Source organism: Microbulbifer maximicatervae (SeqCode), from assembly GCF_052466985.1.
Genome location: NZ_CP174298.1, coordinates 4,925,969 through 4,949,960, shown reverse-complemented (window position 1 = coordinate 4,949,960; position 23,992 = coordinate 4,925,969). Strand labels below are relative to the sequence as shown.

Annotated in this window: 23 protein-coding genes; 10 read left to right on the top strand and 13 right to left on the bottom strand. The window is 49.7% G+C overall.

Going from position 1 to position 23,992, the window contains the following annotated elements; all coding sequences use genetic code 11:
* Nucleotides 1-73: 73 nt before the first annotated feature.
* The 3 genes from olsF to ACJJI3_RS21690 form a co-directional block, all read right to left on the bottom strand.
* The gene (gene olsF / locus ACJJI3_RS21700; protein ID WP_444940903.1) at nucleotides 74-1,747 is read right to left on the bottom strand and encodes a bifunctional ornithine lipid synthase OlsF; all 1,674 of its coding nucleotides are present in this window, start codon (nucleotides 1,745-1,747) and stop codon (nucleotides 74-76) included.
* Nucleotides 1,744-2,535, bottom strand: coding sequence for a UDP-2,3-diacylglucosamine diphosphatase (locus ACJJI3_RS21695; RefSeq protein WP_444896292.1), 792 nt, complete (start codon nucleotides 2,533-2,535; stop codon nucleotides 1,744-1,746). Before ACJJI3_RS21695 ends, olsF begins: the two co-directional genes overlap by 4 nt.
* A gap of 311 nt (nucleotides 2,536-2,846) precedes the next feature.
* On the bottom strand, nucleotides 2,847-3,179 hold the full coding sequence (locus ACJJI3_RS21690; protein ID WP_172975496.1) for a DUF1820 family protein: 333 nt from the start codon (nucleotides 3,177-3,179) through the stop codon (nucleotides 2,847-2,849).
* A gap of 180 nt (nucleotides 3,180-3,359) precedes the next feature.
* Between ACJJI3_RS21690 and miaB the strand changes: the two genes are divergently transcribed.
* The 6 genes from miaB to ACJJI3_RS21660 all read left to right on the top strand — a co-directional run bounded on the left by miaB (nucleotide 3,360) and on the right by ACJJI3_RS21660 (nucleotide 10,100).
* Nucleotides 3,360-4,727 carry a tRNA (N6-isopentenyl adenosine(37)-C2)-methylthiotransferase MiaB gene (gene miaB / locus ACJJI3_RS21685; protein WP_413663105.1) on the top strand — a complete coding sequence of 456 codons (1,368 nt, stop codon included), beginning with the start codon at nucleotides 3,360-3,362 and terminating at the stop codon, nucleotides 4,725-4,727.
* Between the two features lie 194 nt (nucleotides 4,728-4,921).
* Complete coding sequence (locus ACJJI3_RS21680; protein WP_444940902.1) at nucleotides 4,922-5,977, top strand: PhoH family protein; 1,056 nt, start codon at nucleotides 4,922-4,924, stop codon at nucleotides 5,975-5,977.
* Between the two features lie 16 nt (nucleotides 5,978-5,993).
* On the top strand, nucleotides 5,994-6,464 hold the full coding sequence (ybeY, locus tag ACJJI3_RS21675; RefSeq protein ID WP_444940901.1) for an rRNA maturation RNase YbeY: 471 nt from the start codon (nucleotides 5,994-5,996) through the stop codon (nucleotides 6,462-6,464).
* Nucleotides 6,465-6,535: 71 nt separating this feature from the next.
* Entirely contained in the window at nucleotides 6,536-7,432 is an 897-nt protein-coding gene (locus ACJJI3_RS21670; protein ID WP_413663108.1) for a CorC family transporter, read from the top strand.
* Nucleotides 7,433-7,502: 70 nt separating this feature from the next.
* On the top strand, nucleotides 7,503-9,068 hold the full coding sequence (gene lnt, locus ACJJI3_RS21665; protein WP_444940900.1) for an apolipoprotein N-acyltransferase: 1,566 nt from the start codon (nucleotides 7,503-7,505) through the stop codon (nucleotides 9,066-9,068).
* Between the two features lie 114 nt (nucleotides 9,069-9,182).
* On the top strand, nucleotides 9,183-10,100 hold the full coding sequence (locus ACJJI3_RS21660) for a TIGR01777 family oxidoreductase (protein WP_444940899.1): 918 nt from the start codon (nucleotides 9,183-9,185) through the stop codon (nucleotides 10,098-10,100).
* 10 nt (nucleotides 10,101-10,110) lie between these two features.
* Here the strand turns inward: ACJJI3_RS21660 and ACJJI3_RS21655 are convergent, their stop codons facing one another.
* From ACJJI3_RS21655 to ACJJI3_RS21645, 3 genes are all read right to left on the bottom strand, one after another.
* Nucleotides 10,111-10,524 carry a hypothetical protein gene (locus tag ACJJI3_RS21655; protein WP_413663111.1) on the bottom strand — a complete coding sequence of 138 codons (414 nt, stop codon included), beginning with the start codon at nucleotides 10,522-10,524 and terminating at the stop codon, nucleotides 10,111-10,113.
* Between the two features lie 172 nt (nucleotides 10,525-10,696).
* Nucleotides 10,697-11,278: a YdcF family protein gene (locus tag ACJJI3_RS21650; protein WP_444940898.1), complete on the bottom strand. Its 582-nt coding sequence runs from the start codon at nucleotides 11,276-11,278 to the stop codon at nucleotides 10,697-10,699.
* 197 nt (nucleotides 11,279-11,475) lie between these two features.
* The gene (locus ACJJI3_RS21645) at nucleotides 11,476-11,925 is read right to left on the bottom strand and encodes a zinc ribbon-containing protein (RefSeq protein ID WP_108734284.1); all 450 of its coding nucleotides are present in this window, start codon (nucleotides 11,923-11,925) and stop codon (nucleotides 11,476-11,478) included.
* Between the two features lie 161 nt (nucleotides 11,926-12,086).
* On the opposite strand from ACJJI3_RS21645, the gene leuS reads away from it, so the two are divergent.
* From leuS to holA, 3 genes are all read left to right on the top strand, one after another.
* A complete protein-coding gene (gene leuS, locus ACJJI3_RS21640) occupies nucleotides 12,087-14,684 on the top strand; it encodes a leucine--tRNA ligase (RefSeq protein WP_444940897.1) in 2,598 nt (865 codons plus the stop codon).
* Nucleotides 14,685-14,769: 85 nt separating this feature from the next.
* Entirely contained in the window at nucleotides 14,770-15,294 is a 525-nt protein-coding gene (locus tag ACJJI3_RS21635) for an LPS-assembly lipoprotein LptE (RefSeq protein ID WP_444896284.1), read from the top strand.
* A 13-nt stretch (nucleotides 15,295-15,307) separates the two neighbouring features.
* On the top strand, nucleotides 15,308-16,312 hold the full coding sequence (holA, locus tag ACJJI3_RS21630) for a DNA polymerase III subunit delta (RefSeq protein ID WP_444907430.1): 1,005 nt from the start codon (nucleotides 15,308-15,310) through the stop codon (nucleotides 16,310-16,312).
* Nucleotides 16,313-16,403: 91 nt separating this feature from the next.
* On the opposite strand, the gene ACJJI3_RS21625 is transcribed toward holA, so the two are convergent.
* The 6 genes from ACJJI3_RS21625 to ACJJI3_RS21600 form a co-directional block, all read right to left on the bottom strand.
* Entirely contained in the window at nucleotides 16,404-17,582 is a 1,179-nt protein-coding gene (locus tag ACJJI3_RS21625; RefSeq protein WP_444907429.1) for a hypothetical protein, read from the bottom strand.
* A gap of 54 nt (nucleotides 17,583-17,636) precedes the next feature.
* Complete coding sequence (locus ACJJI3_RS21620; protein ID WP_413665886.1) at nucleotides 17,637-18,122, bottom strand: hypothetical protein; 486 nt, start codon at nucleotides 18,120-18,122, stop codon at nucleotides 17,637-17,639.
* A gap of 306 nt (nucleotides 18,123-18,428) precedes the next feature.
* On the bottom strand, nucleotides 18,429-19,274 hold the full coding sequence (locus ACJJI3_RS21615) for a CsgG/HfaB family protein (RefSeq protein WP_413663117.1): 846 nt from the start codon (nucleotides 19,272-19,274) through the stop codon (nucleotides 18,429-18,431).
* Nucleotides 19,275-19,315: 41 nt separating this feature from the next.
* Nucleotides 19,316-19,717, bottom strand: coding sequence for a curli assembly protein CsgF (locus tag ACJJI3_RS21610; protein ID WP_413663118.1), 402 nt, complete (start codon nucleotides 19,715-19,717; stop codon nucleotides 19,316-19,318).
* Nucleotides 19,717-20,145 carry a CsgE family curli-type amyloid fiber assembly protein gene (locus ACJJI3_RS21605; protein WP_444934026.1) on the bottom strand — a complete coding sequence of 143 codons (429 nt, stop codon included), beginning with the start codon at nucleotides 20,143-20,145 and terminating at the stop codon, nucleotides 19,717-19,719. Before ACJJI3_RS21605 ends, ACJJI3_RS21610 begins: the two co-directional genes overlap by 1 nt.
* Before the next feature lie 4 nt (nucleotides 20,146-20,149).
* Nucleotides 20,150-20,833, bottom strand: a complete 684-nt coding sequence (locus ACJJI3_RS21600; protein WP_413663120.1) for a helix-turn-helix transcriptional regulator — start codon at nucleotides 20,831-20,833, stop codon at nucleotides 20,150-20,152.
* A 690-nt stretch (nucleotides 20,834-21,523) separates the two neighbouring features.
* On the opposite strand from ACJJI3_RS21600, the gene ACJJI3_RS21595 reads away from it, so the two are divergent.
* Nucleotides 21,524-23,182 (top strand): acyl-CoA dehydrogenase family protein, encoded by a 1,659-nt coding sequence (locus tag ACJJI3_RS21595; RefSeq protein ID WP_444940896.1) that lies wholly within the window; start codon nucleotides 21,524-21,526, stop codon nucleotides 23,180-23,182.
* 42 nt (nucleotides 23,183-23,224) lie between these two features.
* On the opposite strand, the gene ACJJI3_RS21590 is transcribed toward ACJJI3_RS21595, so the two are convergent.
* Nucleotides 23,225-23,965 (bottom strand): SDR family NAD(P)-dependent oxidoreductase, encoded by a 741-nt coding sequence (locus tag ACJJI3_RS21590; RefSeq protein WP_444915672.1) that lies wholly within the window; start codon nucleotides 23,963-23,965, stop codon nucleotides 23,225-23,227.
* Nucleotides 23,966-23,992 lie beyond the last annotated feature (27 nt).

Genomic DNA, 23,992 nt, shown 5'->3' with positions numbered 1-23,992 from the left:
GCCAGGTGAGATTTCCTGAATCTTCAAATAAGGCAGCTTTACGCTGCCTTTTTCATAAAGAGTCACTTCTAAGTCAGCTGGATAAATAACGTTTAGCAAACTTCTTGTCCACTTTTGATAAATCAACAACGACCAGCCCATCCACAGCATCGCAAAAATCCGGGTCAATATTAAAGGCGTGGAAACTGGTCCCTCCAGTTTTAGTAACAGAGGCATACTTTTTAAATAGGGGAGGTAGCATAACGCCCTCCTCACGCAAAATATGCTTCAATTGACGCATATCTGACACCGAATCCCCAAGTAATTCAGGCAGTTCAGATTGTGCTTCCGGAAATGGCAGTCGAGCATCCCCCAAGGAGTTTTCAGGAGCAAAATAATGGGAAAAATAGCGCACAATGACGGACTTCGCTCTCACGGAAAATGTACCGGGCATAGACACTGGGCCAAATAGGTAGCGTACCTTATTGCGCAATACCCACTGTCCAATAGCACACCAGAGCAGGTCTAACCCGCGCCCTCTCCAATATTCCGGCAGTAGGAAGCTACGCCCTAGCTCAGCAGAATCTGGCAGGCACTGCCGAGGAGGCTGCGGGTAATTAAATAGCGTACTGCTGTATATCTGATCATCCGAGAGCGCCTCGGTCGCTGCTATGCGGTAAGCTCCTGCAATCTGTCGATTTTCTGCATCCCACAACAATAGATGGTCGTAATGAGCATCAAACGCATCCCAATCCCGGCTCTGGCCGGTCCCTTCCCCCACTGAGCGAAAGGCAATCTCCCTCACTCTGGCCAATTCCCGCATGACGGGGCAATCTGCTTTTTGCCGATACAAACGCACAGAAAAATTACCCAGTTCAGAGAGTGATACACAGGACTCAACCACTCGCGCTACATCGGCTTTTGGCTCAGCTTCAACAATTAATTCCGGCCCCAGAGGGGCGGGCGAACGATGTAATTGGTAGACATGTTTACGCCACAAGGCAGCCTTGGCGCGGGGTGTTAGCGGCCAGCTACGAAAGTGTTCCGCTTCCAAGGGACGTCCTATACGAATATCGATACTGCGGCTGGCCTGCTTAAACATCTCCCTGATCAACCATAAAGTCGAGAGAGGCTTGTTCAACATGGAGAGGCCATAGAACCACCAGGAGTTTCTCCCTAAAACCTGCACCGGCAATATCGGCGCATTTGTTTTTTCCGCAAAACGGGCAAAGCCTGAATTCCAGCGTCCATCCCGAACCCCATGGGGGGTGAGCCTGGATACTTCGCCCGCCGGGAAAATGATAATCGCTCCCCCGTCACCTAAATGGCTATAAATACCTTCAATATCGGCTCGACGGGTACGCCCATTAAAGTTATCTACGGGCAATAAACAGGGGCGCAGGGATTTTATGTTCCACAATAACTGGCTCGCAACAGCTCGAACATCTTTCCGTACCCGCGCTACCATATCGATCAGAGCGAGACCATCCAGGCTTCCTAAGGGGTGATTAGACACAATCACCAGCGGCCCACTAGTGGGAACCCGAGCCAACTCTGATGGATTTAATTCGTAGCGAAAATTCAAGTCATCGAATACCTGGCGAATAAAATCCAGGCCGCCAAGGTGGGGGTAACTGCTGGTAAATTCCTGTAGCTGCTCCTCACAACAGATTTTCTTTACTGTGGCAGAAACTAATTTTCGCGTGGTTTTTTGTGGTGCCGCGCTGTACCAGGCGTTTTTCTGCAAAAGAGTCTCAAGATGAATCATGCCGCAACCACCTCTGTCATTATGCTGGCAATTTTTGGAGTCCGATACCAATGTAAAAGATCTAAATTGCCATCTTGTTGTTCTACAACCGCACTCATAGAGTCGACCCAATCACCACAATTCGCATAGGTCACAGCATCCCCACACACGGTTTTATTTCTAAGGGCAGGCCTATGGATATGGCCACAAATAACACCATCAAATCCCCGCGATATCGCTTCACGGGTGGCGACATCCTCAAAATCACTCATCATTTGTCGAGCGGCACCCACACGATTTTTTATCTGGCTGGCCAGCGACCACCAAGGCTTATTAAATCGATTGCGCCAATAATTGATCCAGCGATTAAAGCGCAGCATCAGGTAATAACTGCGATCGCCGATATGGTAACTGATTGGATTTATTTTAATTCGGTGTTCAAACTGATCGCCGTGGGTCACCCAAAAGCGACGCCCATTGGAAGCGGTGTGGATATAGTCTTTTTCAATTCGGATATTGCCGAGCCGCTTTCCGGCCCAGCTGCGCATTGGCGCGTCGTGATTTCCAGGAATATAAATGACTTCAGGCGTCAGGCTACTTAATTCGGAAAGCATTTCCAGTAGCAGCGAAGAGGCCTGGCACCATGTACCTCGTCCTTGAGCGAGTGCCTGCATATCAAAAATATCCCCAACCAGATAGACCGTATCGGCGCGATTCTGAGCCAGAAAATCTGCAAGTCGATGGGGCTCACTGTCTCTGCTGCCCAAATGGACATCGGAAATCCACAGTGCGCGATAGCGATTGCTCATAGCAAAGTTCCAGTCTGTACCAGTTATCAGCCCATAAAAATCAGGGCAGATACGCGGCAAAAATATAGGTCGTCGCTTGAGCTAACTTGAGAAAAATCGATAAATCCGTATTTGCTCTCTTGCTAGCAAATTGAGATCAACTAAATACAGAACGGCGTTGATCGTCAGCGCAACCACTTTGCAGCGATTTGATGACAGTCAGGAGGATTTTTATTGAAGCTTATATTGCAGAGGAAAAAAAGGTGCAGCGGATGATTTTGGCGCTAAAAACCGGGCATAGAGCCCGGCCTGATTCAGAGTAAAAATAAAGCTTACTCTGTGTCCTGGGGATGACGGATAGGCGGGGCAAAAGGAAACTTGGCAACTTTGTCACCCTTTACTTCAACAATCTTGCCGGTGCCCTCTTTTTCCACTTCATCAATACGCACGATGCTGTGCATCGGAATATAGGAACGGGTTACCGAAGCAAATTCGGTTTTCAGCTTTTCCTCACTGGGGTCGACCACAAGCTGAGCCTTTTCCCCAAATACAAACTCCTCCACCTCGATAAAGCCGTACATATCACTTTGATAGATGGCCCGAGCGTAGAGTTCGTACACTTGGTTTTGATTGTGGAAAATAACTTTATAAATCGGGTTGGCCATAAGTCTCTCAGGATGGGGATGACCCCGAAGCTCAAATTGATCAAAGAACGGGCAAAGCCCGAAAAAGCGCGCAAGAATAGCACAGGTTCGCAACAGCTAATATAGCCATCTATGCAGTGCCGGGTCCTATCGCTATAATGCCCCACCCTAATTGTTGACCAGTTTTTAACCAGGCGCGATATGTCCGAAACATCGGTGAAAAAGCTATATATTAAGACCCACGGCTGCCAAATGAATGAGTACGATTCCGCGAGGATGCGCGATCTGCTCGGCGAGTCCCACGACATGGTACCTACCGACGATCCCGACGAGGCGGATGTACTATTGGTCAACACCTGTTCTATCCGCGAGAAAGCCCAGGAAAAGCTGTTCCACCAGCTGGGCCGTTGGAAACACCTGAAGGAAAAAAATCCCGACCTGGTGATTGGTGTTGGCGGCTGTGTAGCCAGTCAGGAAGGCGAGGCGATTGCCAAGCGCGCGCCCCATGTAGACTTGATCTTTGGCCCCCAGACCCTGCACCGCCTGCCGGAGATGATGGAGACCAAGGAGCAAAAAAGCGGCGCGGTTATCGTCGATGTGAGCTTCCCGGAGATCGAGAAGTTTGATCGCCTACCCCAGCCAGAGGCCGACGGCGCCACCGCATTTGTCTCTATTATGGAAGGCTGCTCCAAGTACTGTACTTTCTGCGTGGTTCCCTACACCCGTGGCGAAGAAGTCAGCCGCCCTGTGGCCGATGTACTCGAAGAGATCGCCCACCTGGCAGACCAGGGTGTCCGCGAGGTGAACCTGCTTGGGCAAAACGTAAACGCCTACCGCGCTACAGGAGAAGATGGCCACGAAGTGGATTTCGCCGAGCTGATCACTTATGTGGCAGCGATTGATGGCATCGACCGTATCCGCTATACCACCTCTCACCCGGTAGAGTTCTCCGATGCGCTGATCGATGTCTACGGACAGGTACCAGAACTGGTTAGTCACCTTCATCTGCCCGTACAGAGTGGCTCCGACCGCATTCTGATGGCAATGAAACGCGGCCACACCGCCCTGGAATACAAATCCAAGATCCGCCGCCTGAAGAAAATTCGCCCGGATATCTGCCTGTCTTCAGACTTTATTATCGGCTTCCCCGGCGAAACTGACAGGGACTTTGAAGCGACCATGAACCTGATCCAGGACGTGGGCTTCGATATCTCCTTCAGCTTTATATATTCCCCTCGCCCGGGCACCCCAGCTGCCGACCTGGCCGATGACACGCCGGAAGAAGTGAAAAAGCAGCGCCTACAGCTGCTGCAAGCGCGGATTAACCAGCAGGCGGCAGCTATTGCACGCCGCATGGTTGGCAACACCGAGCGTGTACTGGTAACCGGTGTCTCCAAAAAGGACCCCGGACAGCTGCAAGGCCGCACCGAGAACAACCGGGTAGTCAACTTCCGTGCGGACGATCTCGCCCTGATCGGCAAATTTGCCGATGTTGTGATTGAAGAGGCCCTGCCAAACTCCCTGCGCGGTACTTTAGTCACATCTGAGCTGGAAGAAGACCTGTTCTAAGACTTTGTGATTACCTCAAATAGCGGCAAGATGTACTTCGAAAGCACATCCTGCCGCCAAATTAGGCTCAACTTACCCCCCAAATTACGCCCCGTAATTAAAATCAGGTAAAGTTAGAACCTATTTGTAGGAATCACCTCTTTCCCCTTTAGGGAAAATGGGTATACCCTAGCAATATAACCCCTGGATTAAAGGTGCCGGAAACCAATTTGGAAACACAAACCCTCGCTCACAGCATCACTCTCGAGCCCAACGACGCACGCCGTCTCGCCAATCTCTGCGGTCAGTTCGACCAACACCTACGCCAAATAGAACAGCGCCTGGATATCGAAATTCGAAATCGCGGCAACCAGTTTTCATTTTTCGGCGATGCCAAATCGGCGCGTGCCGCTGGCGAACTACTCAGTAGGCTCTACAAGGAAACCGGTACCAAGGACTATCTCACTCCAGATGAGATTCACCTGGCTCTGCAGCAATCGGGGGTTGAAGAACTCACCGGCCAAGATGGTAGCAGTGATTCCAGCGAAGCTGACCAAGTAGTACTGATTCGCACAAAGAAGTGCTCGGTACGCCCCAGAGGGCTCAATCAGCGTAAATACGTTCGTGCTGTGCAGACCAATGATATCAATTTCGGTATCGGACCCGCCGGTACCGGTAAAACCTACCTGGCGGTAGCCTGTGCTGTGGAGTCTCTGCTCAAGGATGAAGTTGAGCGAATCCTCCTGGTCCGCCCCGCCGTTGAAGCCGGCGAGAAATTGGGCTTCCTGCCCGGTGACTTGAGCCAAAAGGTAGACCCTTACCTCCGCCCACTCTACGACGCCCTCTACGAAATGCTCGGTTTTGAAACTGTTGGCAAGCTGATCGAGCGCAACGTTATCGAAGTGGCTCCCCTTGCCTATATGCGCGGGCGCACCCTGAACAATGCCTTTGTTATTCTCGATGAGAGCCAAAATACCACCCGCGAGCAGATGAAAATGTTCCTCACGCGGATTGGCTTTGGCTCCACCGCCGTAATTACCGGTGACCCCAGCCAGGTCGACCTGCCCCGTGGCCAAGCTTCCGGTTTGCGCCATGCTGTTGGAGTACTGGGGCGAGTTAATGGAATCAGCTTTACCCACTTTGGAGCCAAGGATGTGGTTCGCCACCCCCTCGTGCAGCGCATTGTGGAGGCCTACGATATTCATGAAGCTGAGCTGGAAATGGCCTCGGCAGATCGAATTTCCAATAAAGCCGACGAGAATGCCGCTTAGAGTCCGCACCTGAGTTATGACTGATTTAACACTCGATGTGCAGCGGGTCAGCCGCTGCCACGACATCCCTTCCGATGAGGCTATCAGCAACTGGGTATCCAAGGCTTTGACCGGCCACCGCAACGAAGCGGAACTGTCGGTGCGAATCGTGGACGAAAGTGAGAGCCAGGAACTTAATCACCAGTACCGGGGCAAGGATAAACCCACTAATGTTTTATCCTTCCCTACCGATTTCCCTGCGGAGCTGGATCTCCCGATGCTTGGAGATCTTGTGATCTGTGCCCCAGTAGTTGAACTGGAAGCGGAGCAACAGAGCAAATCACTATCGGCGCACTGGGCACATATGGTGGTCCATGGCACACTGCACCTTCTAGGTTATGACCATATCGAAGATGCAGACGCTCAGGTTATGGAAAGCCTGGAAACGAAGTTGCTCGCCAACCTCGGCATTGCAGACCCCTACGCCCCACAGGATGAAGTGGGATGATAGCCGCTGTACCACCGAAGTAATGGCAAACTGCTACTGAATTTTATCTACAAACGAGAGAACCCCGGAGCATGGCCACTTCCATGACCACAGACGAGCCCCCAAGTAGTCACTCAGCGAGCAAATCCCGCGCGAGTGAAAAAAGTTGGCTGGAAAAGCTGTTCAGCGCCTTTTCAGCTGAACCCAAGTCTCGCGACGAATTATTGGACATCATTAAGGACGCCGCTGAAAATCAGCTGGTAGATGCTGAAGCGCTCTCTATTATCGAAGGCGCACTGGACGTTTCCAGCCAGCAAGTCCGCGAGATTATGATTCCACGCTCGCAAATGGTTGTGGTAGGCCTTCACGATAAGCCGGAAGAGTTCCTCCCCAAAATTATTGATTCGGGTCACTCCCGATTCCCTGTCGTCGGCGAAAGTGTCGATGATATACGCGGGATATTGCTCGCCAAAGACCTGCTCCCTCTCCTGTTGAAAGGTTTCGACGGATTTCAGCTCGAAGACCTGATCCGCCCAGCCAATATTATTCCCGAGAGCAAGCGCCTCAATATCCTGCTGCGCGAGTTCCGTGAGAACCGCTACCATATGGCGGTCGTGATAGACGAGTACGGCGGTGTATCCGGTGTTGTGACTATCGAAGATATCCTCGAGGAAATTGTCGGTGAAATCGAAGACGAGACCGACGAGGAAGAAGCGGATAGTTATATCCGTAAAGTTGGGGAAAACGATTTTATCGTTAAAGCTCTGACTCCCATTGAAGAGTTCAATGAATTTTTCGAGAGCGCCTTTAGTGACGAAGAATTCGACACTGTCGGCGGTCTTATTATGCAGTCATTCGGCCATTTGCCAGGCCGCGACGAAGTCACCCGACTGGGTGACTTTATGTTCCGGGTACTCTATGCAGACAGCCGCCAAATACACCTTTTGCGGGTTGCCCATATGCGCAAACCGCCAGAAGAAGACAGCTGAGCACCGCTCATTACTGCAAGCCTTAACACACTGATACCCTGAGCGAACGGGGTGTCCTGACAACAACTTTATGCGCAGATTATTTTCTCCTCTCGCCAGCGTTGTAGCTGGCGGGTTGATGACACTTTCATTTGCCCCATTTAACTATTGGGTATGTGGCCTGCTGTCCCTGACACTATTCGCCTGGATTCTGCTCTCCGCAGCCAAAGGGCAGGTGCTACCGGGTCGCAAAAGCTTCTGGCTCGCCCTCTGCTATGGATTGGGCCTCTTCGCCAGCGGGGCTTCCTGGGTCTACGTTTCGATTACAAATTTTGGCAACTCATCGGTGCCATTAGGACTGGCCCTCACCGGAAGCTTCGTCGCTATTATGGCGCTGCTGTTAGCCGCGCCCTTCTACATTCTGGGCCGCTTCACAGATAATAAATTCAGCTTCGCCCTGGCTTTTGCCGCATTGTGGTTTATCAGTGAATGGCTGCGCAGCTGGGCCTTTACCGGTTTCCCCTGGCTCTTCGCCGGCTATGGCCATACAGAAACCTGGCTAGCGGGCTGGGCGCCGATTTTGAGTGTCTACGGCATAGGCCTGCTATTGGCATTTACCGGCGCAGTGCTGGCCCTGGTTGTCAGTGGCCGCCTATCCCCGCTCAAGCGACACAGCCATATCATTCTACTCACTGCGGCACTGGCCCCCTGGCCAATAGGAGCTGCCCTCTCCCAAGTGGAGTGGACCTCCGCAAAAGGTCCTCTTATAAGCGTTGGGCTGGTGCAAGCTAATATTCCTCAGGAAAAGAAGTGGTTGCCAGAATTTCGCGGGGAAACTATCAGTCGTTACCAGGAGGGTACTCGCGCCCTTAGCGATCAGGATGTAGACGTTATTATCTGGCCCGAAGCCGCCCTGCCCATGCTCTACGGGCAAGCCCCCAACCTTATGCAGGCGCTGCAACGCAATGCTGAGACTACCAACATCGATTTGATCACCGGTATTCTCTATGACACCCGGGGTTCGACACAGGAGGGGCGGAGTATTCACAACTCCGCCGCAGTTTTTGGCCAGAGCCCCAGCGTGTATCACAAGCGTCACCTGGTCCCCTTTGGTGAGTATGTACCTCTGGAGGATTTTATTCGGGGCACTATCGAGTTTTTTAATCTCCCCACTTCCTTTATCCGCTCAGGCCCGGACGAACAATCGCCGCTCAATGCTGCTGGTGCAAGCTGGGCGCCGCTTATCTGCTATGAGGTTGTCTATCCCAGGCTGGTTGCCGACTCAGCACTGTCTTCCCAGGTTTTGCTGACCATTAGCAATGATGCATGGTTCGGGACCTCTATTGGCCCCTTACAACATATGCAAATGACGCAGATGCGCGCTTTGGAAACTGGTCGCTACCTGGTGAGAGGGACAAATACTGGTGTGACGGCAATTGTGGACCCCAAGGGGAAGGTTATTAAAAAACTCCCCCAATTCGAGCGCGCGAATATGACCGGGGATATCAGAGCGATGAGTGGCGCCACCCCGTTTATGCTAGCCGGCATCTCATTGGTATTTGCCTTGGCGCTCCCAATGCTGGCCCTGGCCCTGTTTTTACGCCGTAGGGTGGAGCCCCAATCCAACTCCCCTCTCAGTGGCGAGCTACCCGATTAAAACAAGCCCTGCAGCCACTCCCTGCCGGGGTGGCCATCGGTAAGCTACCGCCACTGAATATCACTGCTATGCTCCATTCAATTTTCTAGCGAATATAAGGCAAGGTGATTCCCCATGCATTGCTTGATTAGCGGTGGCACCGGGCTTATAGGCAGGCTCTTTTGTCGGCGCTGGCTGGAGCGAGGCAATACTATTACGGTATTAAGCCGACATCCGGACAGGGTTCGAAACTTATGTGGCGAATCAGCCAACGCCTGCCGCGATCCCGCAGAGGTGAACCAGCCCGTAGATGTTATTGTGAACCTTGCCGGGGCCCCCATCTCCCGTCGCTGGACAGAAAAGTATCGCACTGAAATTCGCAGTTCACGCCTGGACACAACAGAGAAGCTGGTTCGCTGGACCCTGGGCCAAAGAGACAAGCCATCCTACTTCTTGTCCGGCTCCGCAATCGGCTATTACGGCAATCGCGGAGGGGAGTTACTGAAAGAAGACAGCGCTCCAGGAGGGGGCTTTGCCGCACAGCTGTGTCGGGACTGGGAGGCCGCCACGCTCCCGCTGCAGCACTCTGGCGTTAAGGTAGGCATTATCCGCACAGCTATCGTTCTCTCCATGCGCGGTGGCGCCCTTCCCCAAATGCTGCCACCATTTCGTCTCGGGCTTGGCGGCCCCATGGGCTCGGGCGAGCACTGGATGAGCTGGATTCACGAAGAAGACGAAGTCGGGCTGATATTACACGCCATCGACAATCAACTTTGCCGCCCATTTAACGGAAGTGCACCGGAACCTGTAACCAACAACAGCTTTGCCCGAATCCTGGCTAAAGAGTTGCATCGCCCGGCGTTTTTACGCTCACCAGCCTGGGCCTTAAAGATAGCTTTTGGAGAGATGGCTGATGAATTACTGCTAGCCAGTGATAGGGTCGAGCCCTGTACAGCACTGGAAACCGGCTATACCTTCCAATTTCCAACTCTGGAGCAAGCCCTCTCAGACCTGCTCAAGGGTGACGGCGCTACCACTAAAGCCAGCGCCTGAACAAATGAATTTAAGCAGCGGCCATATCGCTTTCGAGTGCCTGGGCTAAGTAGCGTCGGCTAGATTCACTGGTCACCAGGTCGCCATGGCACTCCATTGGCGCAGACCCCACCCATTGGGCATGCCAGCGATACCAATGGGACTCCTCGGCTTTTGAACGCAGCTCGATAAACTCCACTTCGGCGGGAGCAAAACCGAACTCCCGGACTATCTGCCCGGCAAAGGTCTCAAAATTTTTACTGAGTTGGGCGCCGCTATCGCCACCGGCACACAGAAAAACCAGTGTGCGGCCATCTTGCTCAACCCGCTTGAAGCCAATCCAAACAGCCCGGTTTAACCGGTTATGTAACTGTATCGGAGAGAAAGAAAGTGGGATGCCCTTCATCATAAGGTTATCTCGATTATTGTTATGTTTCTTATCCACAGCCGCTACTCCATATAAAAAGGTAATCAATGGGTATGTCCTGTGGCGCCAGTCATCCTAAGCCCGGTACAACCAGCAATCAAGAGCTCTCAAACATTTGGGCTCGACGCCTGATCCCTCAAATCCTGTAGGCCTCTGAGATTACATTTATCAAAAAGTTCCTTATCCATCCTCAACATTTTCTGATGGGCGGTAGCGAACTCCACCGATACCAGATCCGTGCCAGTATTTCCCGCCAGTAGACCTGGGTCCTTAGCAGGGAGACAGCATTGGGCAGCCAGCGCCCCACACCTGTTTGAGCGCGGGGCATCAATTCTCCGGCACTCCCAACTGGCAGGGGTTGTACCTCTAAGCCAGCGCGGGAAAAAATTTCCGCTGCGCGAGGCATATGCCACCAGTGAGTGGCCAAAAAAACCGACCTCACATTAGCACTGTGCAAAATATCAGCACTATTTACTGCATTCTCTGCAGTAGTGCGACTGCAATCTTCACGCCAAGTGACCGGAGTGGAAAACTCCTCCTCCAACAACGCAGCCATTAAATCAGACTCTGCCAGCCGCTCTCCGCTGTGAACCCGACCGCCAGATACCAGAATCGGTAACTCTTCTGGTGCTTGCTCGACAGCACCGGCAACTCTTTCAAGACTCGCCGCAGAGAGTCTCTCCCTATTCGAATACCTGTCGCGATAACGCCCTGCACCAAGGATCACAACGGCCTCAGGCCTTACATGGGGTTGATAAGGTACCTTGCCCAATCGATCCCCAAGCCAGGATGAGAATGCCGGGGTCGCCCCTAACCAAAGCACACAAAAGGAAATCACAGCCAAGGGTAGAGAGCATCTCTCAAGCAGGGACCCGGATGAAGAGAATCGCAAAAGAAATGCAACCAGCAGCCCCAACAATGGGGCTGCTGGAGGCATCAGAAGCGTGGCCGCCGCCGTATAGAACCCATTCAATACTCGAGACCACCCTCAATCTGGCGAAAGCATCCATAACCACACCGGTGGCAGGGAGTGATCTGGGTATTTGCCGGTGGCATAGCTCGGTATCCACAGCCCAAACACTGCAACTCCTCATCCGGCCCTACAAACTCGCCGGCCAAAGCCCAGGGCTTGCCCTCTTTGATGCATCGCATTAAGTTTGGCCAGGCGGTTTCTGTGGGGTCCGCCGCATCCAGCAGCCAATCACCGCTGCGCTCCTCCAGGGTCTTCAATTCCCCACCTAGTCCCCGGATATAGTCAGCAGCCCGATGCAGGTCATCTTTCAGCCAAGCCCGCAAAAATGCCATCTTATTGGCGGTGAGATTCTCAACAGCCAGCTCACCTTCGACCAAATCTTCAAAGTCTTCGCGAAACTCATTAATCAGATCGTCCTTCGGCGGCAACTTTGGTTCCTTCGTCACGGTATCCCTCCTATAATCCCGCGTTTACGCATCGTAAAAGATGCACTGGGAGCGAAACTTGATCGCGATCAATCTTTACCGATTGACAAGCGTTCACATCCCCCAATAAACACTGAACAGTTTCCCGCAAATTTTGATCACAGAGTATAGGTCCCGAATCGATGGAAGAGCAGTACAACCCCTCCGCAGTCGAAGCTTCCGCCCAGGAATTCTGGGAGGCCGAGAAGAGCTTTGAAGTAAAGGAAGACGCCGGCAGGGAAAAGTTCTACTGCCTATCCATGTTCCCCTACCCCAGCGGCAAGCTACACATGGGGCATGTGCGCAATTACACCATTACCGATGTAATTACTCGCTATCAGCGCATGCAGGGCAAAAACGTGTTGCACCCGATGGGCTGGGATGCTTTCGGTCTGCCGGCAGAGAATGCGGCCATCCAGAACAAGACCGCTCCAGCCAAATGGACCTATGCCAATATCGAGTACATGAAAGGCCAGCTCAAGGCCCTGGGTTTTGGATTTGACTGGTCCCGCGAACTGGCCACCTGCCAGCCCACCTACTACCGCTGGGAGCAGTGGTTCTTCACCCGTCTCTACGAGAAAGGCCTGGTCTACAAGAAAAACTCTGCAGTGAACTGGTGCCCCCACGACCAGACTGTACTGGCCAATGAACAGGTAGAAGATGGCGCCTGCTGGCGCTGTGGCACCACCGTTGAGCGCCGCGAGCTGGCCCAGTGGTTTATCAAGATCACCGATTATGCCGAAGAGCTGCTCGAAGACCTGGACAAACTGCCCGAGTGGCCCGAGCAGGTGCGCACCATGCAGCGCAACTGGATCGGAAAAAGCCGGGGAGTAGAGCTGAGCTTTGCCCTGCCCAAGCCTATTGCGGGTATGGACCACTTCGATGTGTATACCACCCGTCCGGATACACTGATGGGCGTTACCTATGTCTCCCTCGCCGCCGAGCACCCCATCGCTCTGGAGCTTGCCGAGTCCAACCCCGAACTCAAAGCCTTTATCGCCGAGTGCAAAAAGCAGTCCCTGTCCGAAGCCGATATGGCCACGATGGACAAGAAAGGCATGGATACCGGGCTCAAGGCGATTCACCCCATCAGCGGTGAAGAAGTCTCCATATGGGTGGCCAACTATGTTCTGATGGATTACGGCTCAGGCGCGGTGATGGCAGTACCGGCACACGACCAGCGCGATTGGGAGTTTGCACAAAAATACCAGCTGCCCGTTATCCAGGTTATCGAGGCTGCCGACGGCGAGTCTATCGATTTGGAGAAAGGGGCCTATACGGAGAAAGGCAAACTGGTAAATTCCGGCAGTTTTGACGGCCTGGATTTTGATGGCGCCTTTACTGCGATCTCCGAAGCGCTGATTGCTGCAGGTAAGGGTCGGGTTAAGACCAACTATCGCCTGCGCGACTGGGGTGTCTCCCGCCAGCGCTACTGGGGTGCGCCCATCCCCATGTTCAACCTGGCCGACGGCGGAGAAATACCAGTACCCGCCGACAAGCTGCCGATTCTATTGCCGGAAGATGTCGAGCTCGACGGCGTTCAATCACCTATTAAAGCCGACCCCAAATGGCGTAAAGACGAACTCAACGGCACTCCCGTAGAGCGTGAAACCGATACCTTCGACACCTTTATGGAGTCCAGCTGGTACTACGCCCGATATACCTGTCCCGATTTTGAAGAGGGCATGCTGGACCCGGACCGCGCCAACTACTGGCTGCCAGTGGACCAGTATGTCGGCGGTATTGAGCATGCCATCTTGCACCTTCTCTACGCGCGCTTCTTCCACAAACTGATGCGGGATGAGGGCCTGGTCAATAGCGATGAACCCTTCAAGCAGCTGCTGTGTCAGGGCATGGTGTTAGCCGAATCCTTCTACAAGGAAGAACACGGCCACAAGACCTGGATCAACCCCGCCGATGTGGACGTCGAGCGCGATGACAAGGGCAAGCCGACCAAAGCGATTGAGCGAGCCACCGGCGAAGAGATTATTGCCGGCGGCGTGGTAAAGATGTCCAAGTCCAAGAACAATGGCATAGACCCTCACGCTGCGGTTGAGGAGTACGGTGCCGATACCGTTCGCCTGTTCACCATGTTTGCCGCCCCTCCGGAGCAGACTCTGGAGTGGCACGATGCCGGTGTGGAAGGTGCCAGCCGCTTCCTGCGCAAACTCTGGAAAACCGTTCACGCCCATATTGCAGCGGGCTCCAGTGAAGCACAGATCGACCAGCAGTCCCTCAATGACAAGCAACAGCAGCTGCGCCGCAAAACCCACGAGACCATCCAAAAAGTGGGGGATGACTATGGCCGCCGCCAAACCTTTAATACCGCTATCGCAGCAGTAATGGAATTGCTCAATGAAGTCGGCAAGCTGGCAGATCGCAACAGTGATCAAGGACTGGCTGTAGAGAGAGAAGCCCTACAGACCGCCGTCTTGCTGTTGGCTCCGGTTACTCCTCATATCTGTCACCAACTGTGGCAGGTTCTGGGGAATACCAGTGCCCTAATCGATTCTCCTTGGCCAGTGGCAGATGAAAAAGCACTGGTGCGCACCTCGATTACTTTGGTCGTCCAGGTCAATGGCAAGGTACGCGCAAAACTGGATGCGCCTGCTGATGCAGATAAAGAGAGCCTGGAAAAACTCGCCCTCGCCGATGAGAACGTTCAGAAATTTATCGGTGAAGCTACGGTGCGCAAAGTAATCGTCGTTCCTGGCAAACTGGTTAATATTGTCGCCAAGTAGAGACCCGCAATATGATGCCGGGAGTTTCACTCCCGGCTCACTTAAGTCAGCTCGCTGTAGCCGACAAGACCAAGGCAAGTAGTTTATGAAAACAATCGCAATTCGAGCCTTTATTTTTCTTCTCGCTATCACTATTGCCGGTTGCGGCTGGCATCTAAGAGGCGCCCCTAAGAATTTTCCTCCCGGTAGTACACTCTATATATCCACAGTAGACCCTCGCAGTGATATCGCAGATCAATTAACTCGACTGCTCAATAATGCGGGTGTGCCTATGGCGGAATCACCTGCAGAAGCTGACTATACACTCATCATTCACCAGGAAACCGAGAGAAAACTAACCGTAGCTGTAGACTCTGAAGGGCGAGCATCTGAATACGAATTAATTACCAGTGCAATCTATAGCGTACGCACAGCTTCAGGCCAAGTCCTCCTAAATAAAGCACAGGCAGATGTTTACCGCACCTTGGAGTGGGATGTCGATGAAATTGTCAGTAAAAGTGAAGAGGAAAATACCTTGCGCGCGGAGATGCAGCGGGAGCTTATTGGGCGCATTATCGATCGCTTACGGCGTATCGATGTGAATGCTTCATTAGAAGAAAAGAGCTACTAGGTTAGTTTTATTAATGCGCGTTAACCCCCATCAATTATCGCAAAATCTAAAAAAGGGCCTATCGCCAATTTTTATTATCACTGGTGATGAGCCCTTAATAGTACAAGAGTGCTGCGATTTAGTCCGCTCAACAGCGAAAAAGCACGGTTTCACCGAGCGAGAACTTATTCACGCAGAGCATAATTTTGACTGGAACACGCTGGTTGCTTCAGCCGGAAATATGTCTCTTTTCGCAGAAAAAAAACTTGTCGAGCTGCGTTTACCCGGAGGTAAACCCGGGGATAAGGGCAGTAAAGCCCTGCAAGAGTTTGCTTCAATGGCGAGTGAAGATCTTTTGCTTTTACTGGTATTACCGAAACTTGATAAATCGCAACTCAACAGCAAATGGGTCAAAGTCCTAGAACAATCAGGAGTACTGGTTCAGGTATGGCCTGTGACGATTCAGGAAATGCCCCGCTGGATCAACCAGCGCCTTGCATCTGCAGGCCTCTCAGCCGAACCAGAAGCAGTACAAATCCTGGCAGAAAGAGTAGAGGGTAACTTGCTTGCCGCAAGCCAGGAGATAGAAAAACTTAAGCTTTCCAGCCCCCGGCAAGAAATCACCCGGGAAATGATGGAGCATAGTGTCACCAGCTCCGCCCGTTACAGTGTTTTTGACCTAATTGACACAGCACTCTCTGGCAACTCAGCCAAAGCAGTCAAAACACTCGACGGATTGAGGGTCGAAGGTATTGAACCACCCATTGTACTTTGGGCAATAGCAAGAGAAATTCGCACTCTTCTCGACATTATGGAAAAACTGGATCAAGGCCAACCTCTAGCGAGATTGGTTCGGCTGCAAAAGCGACAGCCATTGGTCCAAGGAGCCCTACACAGACTTAATAAGAAGCAACTGGAAAGCTTATTAATTCGCGCTCGAGCTATAGATAGCTCTATTAAAGGTGGTAGTGGGCAGCAATCTCCATGGACAGGGCTATTAGAGCTGACTCTCAATTTTTGCGGGCAGAGAACCATTTAGTCAATCTGCTCTTAGATAAGGATTAGCTTCTACCTTTATATAAAAAAACCGCCCAATAGGGCGGTTTCTTCATACCTGAAACTCTTCAGAATCAGTTCTGAGTGATGGTGGCAACGTTGCTTGCACCAACCTGCTCAATGCTAGCCATATTATATGCACTGTTCTGGCTAACAGTGGCAACATTTTCATAGCCACCCTGTCCAACGTGAGCGGAATGCTCGTAGCCAGTTTGGGCCACAGTAATCAGGTTATCGCCGCCAAAGTCTTGGTGAACTTCTGCCAGGTTCAACTCACCCGCTTGATCAATATCTACGATATTTGCAACACCAGCACTGTAACCATAGGCGTAGTTGCTGTTGCCTGTCTGATCAATATTTGCCAGGTTAGCATCGCCATACTGACCAAAGTCAGCACTATTCATGTCACCGGTTTGTACAAGGTTAGCGGTATTGTCATTGCCAAATTGAGCCATAGCACCAAAGTTATTGGTCTCATTCTGGGTGATATTGGCAACGTTGTTAACACCGGATTGGTAACCGAAAGCAGCGTTAGCATCACCTTGCTGCAGGATAGTCGCAGTGTTGCTGAGGCCGGATTGAGACAGGTCGAGCAGGTTAATATCACCACTCTGCATCAGGTTTGCAGTGTTCTCAGCACCTGACTGAAAAACAGTACCTACGTTGAAGTCACCTACCTGACCACCAACAAAACCATCAAATGAGGAGTACCAGGTGCTGTTCCAAACACCGTTATTGTCTCCAACCTGGGTGCTGACGAAGTAGTTACCGTCACCTTCCTGTTGCAGAACGCCCATGTTGTCGCTGCCGTCTTGATACATGTCGGCATAGTTAAAGTTAGAGTCGGTATACTGATCCAAATGAATCATATTTTCACTACCAAACTGCGCAGCGTAGGCACTATTGTAGGAACCGGTCCACTGGTGGATAGTTCCATTGTTACCTTCCCCATCCTGGTAGGTCAAAGCTTCACTGCCCATTTGGCTGGACTGACTGGTGTAAGCAGCATTACGGTCACCAAGCTGGGTCTGATCAATGTAGTTATCATCAGCATAATCCTGAGCTGCAACAGCTACGTTATCATTACCCTCCTGCCACTGATAGGCAGCATTATTGTTAGCCTCATATACTTGGGATACATTTGCAGAGTTATTTTCGCCGAGCTGAACCTGATCACCGTAGTTATTATCAGCTACAGCCTGACCTGCGCCAGCAATCAAAGCAATAGCAGCAGCAAGTGTAATCTTTTTCATTTATCAATCTCCCTCAGAATAAAATTATAAATACAAGTAAAATAGTGCAATGCCTTAATCGTACTGCACCAGTTGCACCGCATGGTCGTCACCGAACTGCGCGACATAACCAAACAATCCATCACCATTTTGAATAATGTTTGCAGAATTTCCGTAACCAACCTGGCTAATTAAAGCCACATTATCTACGCCATTCTGTATCGCTGTAGCTTGGTTGTAGGCTCCTGACTGCGATATCGCAGCATAATTAGAATCGCCTGTTTGTTGCACCAACGCTGCATTGGAGCCACCCTCCTGGATCAGGACAGCCTGGTTGTAAAGACCAGACTGGGTAACTTCAGCAAGGTTGTAATCACCTACTTGTGAAACCTGGGCCAAGTTACCCGTAATTGAATCTTTTCTTAACAAAAGAAGATCCAGAGCACCCTGCCCCGCAGACAATTCATTGTGGTCATCTAAATCAGAAGCCCAGCACACCGAAAGCGGTAAAACCAGAAACAGAAATAAAATTGCCGTTACTCGTTTAGCTGTAGCAATCACCAACCACCTCTCCAATAAGAACGGTTAACAACTATAAGAAACAACATGGACACTATAGGTAAAAAAAAATATATCTTAAATCAGAAGAAAGATTACATTTAACCGGAAAGAATAAGAAGAACGTAAAACTTTTGTATTAAGGTGGTGATTTAAATCAAAACACACAAAAAATAAAACAGTTCAATTCCACCAAATTACACACACAAACATGAAAACACATAGATATAATTTAATAAAATTCCATTTCACCAAATTACATATACCTCTAAATGAACATACCAATAAAATTTAATATCCGCTAAAGATTTATAATATTTTTACTGGTGTCGCAGAATATTCACTGAGGACAGACATAGGGTATTGGCTATTATCTTCCAATGCCCACAAATTAGCATTAACCCCCTGGGATATAAGATGAATTACCGCCGACTCTATCGCAGAAAGAACACATAATTGAGCTGGATCGTTCGTGGTCATCCCAGCCTCTATTTCAAGTAAGCGCTTGTATTCCACAAAAGTGTAAACATCGCCTTGAACTTGCCTCGACAAGATTTTCTTGCTCGTTAAAACACTACTTAGAACTCGTCCACTTCGGACATCTACCGCACGCAGGTTTACAGTAACCTCATCTACACGATATTGTTCAGAAATACCGATACCGAAGTAACGTGCCCCCGCACCCCCTGTTTTGATGTTTGTATCGTAACCGACTATTCCACCCTCTAACATAATATTGGCTGACATAAGAGAAGGCAGATCGAATACAGGACTGGCAGGATTGTCCTGTTCTTTCAGTGCAGCTCTAATTATTTTCCTTTCGGTTAAGAGGTTTTGTAAACCCTCCCGCTCAAGAGTCACAAACCACCCAGATTCATTCAGAACCTGAACCAGCATAGCTGCAGCCCCTTGAGTCACTGCGGTCGAGAATGAGCTGGAGGGCGCTGGCCGATATTGTCCAGTTTGATCACTAAAACCGTATACTGCGGCAACTATTTTCCCTCTAGGAGCAGGCAAACTGACTAAATCAGAATAGGTGCTCATTCTATCCGTCAAAGTTGCCTTTTGTTGTCCAGGGCCGAACAACGCTTCCTTAACAGAACTACACCCACTAATACTAAAAACAATAATTAGAATAAATATTCTCGATAACATCGCACCACCCCACAAAACCTAAGCTTACAAATATAATTTTATTAGTTACTTGGATTGAGACCTACAACTACAATTTCAGATATCTCACCCGTAACAGCGTCGGTAATGGTGATCGTCAATTCACCATCAATATCAACAATATTTACGATATAGTCATCAGTTACCAAAGTACCGTCATTACCATTTCCCACATCTGTTAGCAGCTGTGAGAGCAGACGAGATTCTAGTGTGTCAGTAAATCTATCCAGGGAAGAAGAATCAGAGTACGGTGAATCCTTAGCGTCAGGATCTTTTTTACTGTTCTGTGCACTAGCATTATTCAGTAAATAATTACCATTAAGAGGATTACCCCCAAACGATGGATTCACAGGCGTGTACACCAGCTCTGTTGCAAACACCGAGCCAGAAAACAATAAAAAAGCCGTTGTGAATAAAAATTTCATTATATTTCATCCCCCGCCAAATCAACATTTTGAGATAAAAGATCCTGCAACCGTTGCTGCCTCACATTATTATTTATTTGCGAAGCAGCCTGCTCGACAATTGCACCGAACTTTCTCCGCCCAGGATAAATGACAGTTTTAAAGACTTGCTTGCTATCAAAGGTTACCCAAACAACACTGCCCCACCTTGCCGAAGGCCTTTCATGCACGGTCAGGTTGTAGTCGAATCCTGTCAAATTAGTTGTTATATAAATTGATAGCGATCTAGCGAACTCATGACCTATACCGCTTACCGTATTATCAATTACCAATCCAGTAAGCAGGGATTCCTCAGAGCTTTGATCACTTGTTTCTTGAGCGTGACTTTTGTGAACGATACACGAAAGCGCAACTGTTAACACAGTTGCGCACAAAAATATTGATTTCATAATATTACAAGTTTTGACTGGCCCAACTACTTGCTTCTAACCGATTCTTACAGCCTATTTTTCTATAGATTTTATACAAATGACTTTTAACGGTATGCTCGCTAACACATAATGTTTCGGCTATATTGGCATTGGTATTACAATCACAGATCAACTGTAAAATTTGCCGTTCTCGCTGCGTGAGGTTTGAAGCCTTATCGCACCACTTTTTAGGCTTTCTGTGTTGCCTGAGAAAATTATGGAGAACATCTCTTGGAAACCAGTATTCTCCCGAGAATATCCTACCCAACCTCTCCATAATGACTTTTGCTTCGCATTCGGAGGGTATTAATCCCAGAACTTTTTCCCAATGGAGAACAAAATCAATATCGGCTTTCTGATCGACATTGATCAATACTATGTTAGGAGGTGTGGGCAGGGAGTGTATCTCCCTCAAAAGATTCTCGAGATCTGAAGAGGATACATCGGCACAATCAAGAAGAAGGTATTCGGCCTTAATACCACTTAGGGATGAAAGTGTCGAGCGCTGAAGGATAGCGCAGGTAGTCTTAAATTCATCTTCAATTCGCCCGGCAAATATTGAGGATTGAAGATTGACGCATGCGGTTAAAAAGGCAACTGTAATCCCTGTTTTTTCTGACTTAGGGCTAACAACCTTTAGTGGTGCATAATCCTTATGCAAATTCATCTGGGTTCCCCCAATGTGCAGTCCTTTTATGTTTCAGCCTGTTACCAGCCTAACTATTTTTTATCAATTTTCCGCGCTCATCTTACGCTGTGAGCTAAATCTATTCGATCAACTCATTAACTGCAACCGGTAGTGATCTAGATATCAAAAATTCAATCTTAAGTGTGCCAACTTGGTTCTCTAATACCATTTTGTAATACAAAGGTATCATGGATCAGTAAACTAAAAAGAAAAATCAACATGCTTTGGTATAGATTTCCTATCGGCAATAGAGCTCTATAAATATCAATTTTTTTGTACTGGTCCACATTATTAATAAATTTATTTTGAATAATTTAAGATAAAAAAAATTGCTACCAACAATAAGACGACAAACACAAGATGATTCGAGCCTCATCGGAGACAGACTGACAAAACGGTATTCGATAGCAATAAAATATAAATTTCACCTCATTACTTTTAAGCCATATTTGATCGAGTAAAATCACCTGAGAATTCATAGGATCAGGCCCTGCAAATAAAAACGGCAAAATCACGACTTAAAATTAAACAGCTTAAATAGTAATCAGGAAAAGCTTGTTTTATGCTCATATTCGGCTATGCCTGAACTATTCCCCTAGGGGAATTGGCAAAACCGTACAAGTTAAATTACAGCATCAAATAGAAATCTACATCCTCCAGGGTGAAGTTATGAACAGTGAGATCCACACATCAGATTGCAAAACCAATTATCAGGTTGCCAACCAGCCCAGCCCGCTTTCTGGTCATAACCTCTATATTGCTGATCAAGCGTTAAAGGAAGCCGTACATATTAATGGGGCCCATTGGGCTGAAGATGACCTGGAGCGGTATGGGGAGGTGTGTGGCAGGCCAGAAATGATTGAGCGGGGTTATGCCGCTAATGAATTTAAACCTATCTTCGAAAGTCACGATCGTTCCGGCCACCGCATTGATTTGGTTCGATACCACCCCTCTTATCACCAGCTAATGCAGCTGGCACTTTCAGAAGGTTTACACAGCTCTCCCTGGACCGACCCACGCGCAGGTGCCCACGTGGCCAGAGCTGCAAAAAATTACTTGCACACTCAGCTTGAAGCCGGTCACGGGTGTCCAATCACTATGACCTTCGCCTCAGTGCCCACTATCGAGCTAAACTCTGAAATCGCCATCGAATGGATACCCAAAATAACCAGCCGCACTTACGATGGAAGTAATCGCCCATATTTTGAGAAAAATTCATTGACGATCGGTATGGGCATGACCGAAAAACAAGGGGGCTCAGATGTCAGGGCAAATACCACCGCTGCAATTCCCCTCGCCGATGGAACCTATGAATTATTAGGGCACAAATGGTTTATGTCCGCCCCTATGTGCGATGCCTTTTTAATTCTTGCCCAGGCGCCCGGCGGCTTATCCTGCTTCTTGGTTCCAAGATGGAGGCCGGATGGATCGAAGAACCAGCTGGAGATTCAACGCCTGAAGACAAAGTGTGGCAATGTTTCCAATGCATCTTCAGAAGTTGAGATACGCGGCGCATTGGGCTGGCTAATCGGCGAGGAAGGGCGTGGAGTCAGCGCCATCATCAAGATGGTAGCGATTACACGGTTTGATTGCATGATGGGTTCATCTGCAGGGCAGCGGCAAGCTGTTATCCAGGCAATATACAACGCTAGTGAGCGCAAAGCATTTGGCAAAAAGCTGATTGATCAGCCACTGATGCAAAATGTGCTTGCCGACCTGCAATTGGAGGTGGAAGGCTCAATTGCCTTTACCATGCGCATAGCCAGAGCAATGGATCAAGAGGGCAGCGAACACGAAAAGATGCTACTCAGACTCGGGGCCGCGGTGGGAAAATACTGGATATGCAAACGCAGTCCCCATCACGCCTATGAGGCTATGGAGTGCCTGGGAGGCAATGGAGCTATTGAAAACTTTATTACTGCACGGCTGTACCGAGATGCTCCGATAAATGCAATCTGGGAAGGCTCAGGGAATATTCAAGCGATGGACGTGTTACGTGCCATCACTAAAACCCCTGCAGTAATTAGCCACTGGTTTGATGAGTTAAACATTAGCCGAGGCATAAACACACAATTTGATACGGCAGTCGACAAGTTAAGAAACGATCTTTCCGACCTAAATCAATTTGAATACCGTGCCCGTCATATTATTGACCAAATGGCCCTGACCATGCAGGCGCACCTTCTGCTACAGGGGAGTAACACTTGTGTAACTGACGCCTTTATCAAATCAAGAATAGGGATTAACGGCACACACAATACTGGAAGCCTACCCACTGGGATTGATATCGCCACTATTCTGGAGCGGGGAAACCCTCTTATAACTTAAGATACGATAACAGCTACTATCGCGCCTATTTCACGCTGATCGCTACCAGGGTATAAAACTTCCATCCCATGACAGTAATTTTCCGGTGTCTGCCGATGCCAGTTGGCTCAAGACATCTACAATACGATTCGCGCTTAATTCAGGGGTGTAGAGTTTATCTGGGGGCAAATTAGACTGAAAAGGTTTGGATAGTGAAGTATCTGTCGTACCTGGGTGAATCGCTACCACACAACTTTCCTCCAGTTTCCGCGCCCACTCAATAGACAGATTCTTAACCAGCATATTTAATGCGGCCTTACTACACCGGTAGCTGTACCAGCCACCGAGTTGGTTATCCGTGATACTTCCCACCTTTGCCGAAAGCGATGCCCACAACAAAGGGCGTCTGCGCTTCAAGAATCCATCCAGTGCGCGCGCTAAATGTAAATGGGAAAGTACGTTGACCTGAATCGACTGCAATAACCAGTGATCATCACATTGCGATAGGGACTTCTCCGGTCCGTGGAACTCATCATGTAAAATGCCACAGCAGTTGATTACCCAACCTGGTGGCTCAGAGTGTTCGGCCAAAAAATTTTCAACAATATCGATGGACTCGGCTTGCTCTAAACAAACGGATAAATGGTGTCGCTCACCGACATGGCCAGGAATCATATCAACTGTGATTCGACTCAAGGTCAATAATGTAACTTGAGGATAGCGCCGAATAATTTCGGCGCCAATAGCCTGCGCTATGCCACCGGAAGCACCGGCTATCAACACAGATTGTGGACTTTCGAGCATACCGGCCTCCATGCCGGATTATGGAGT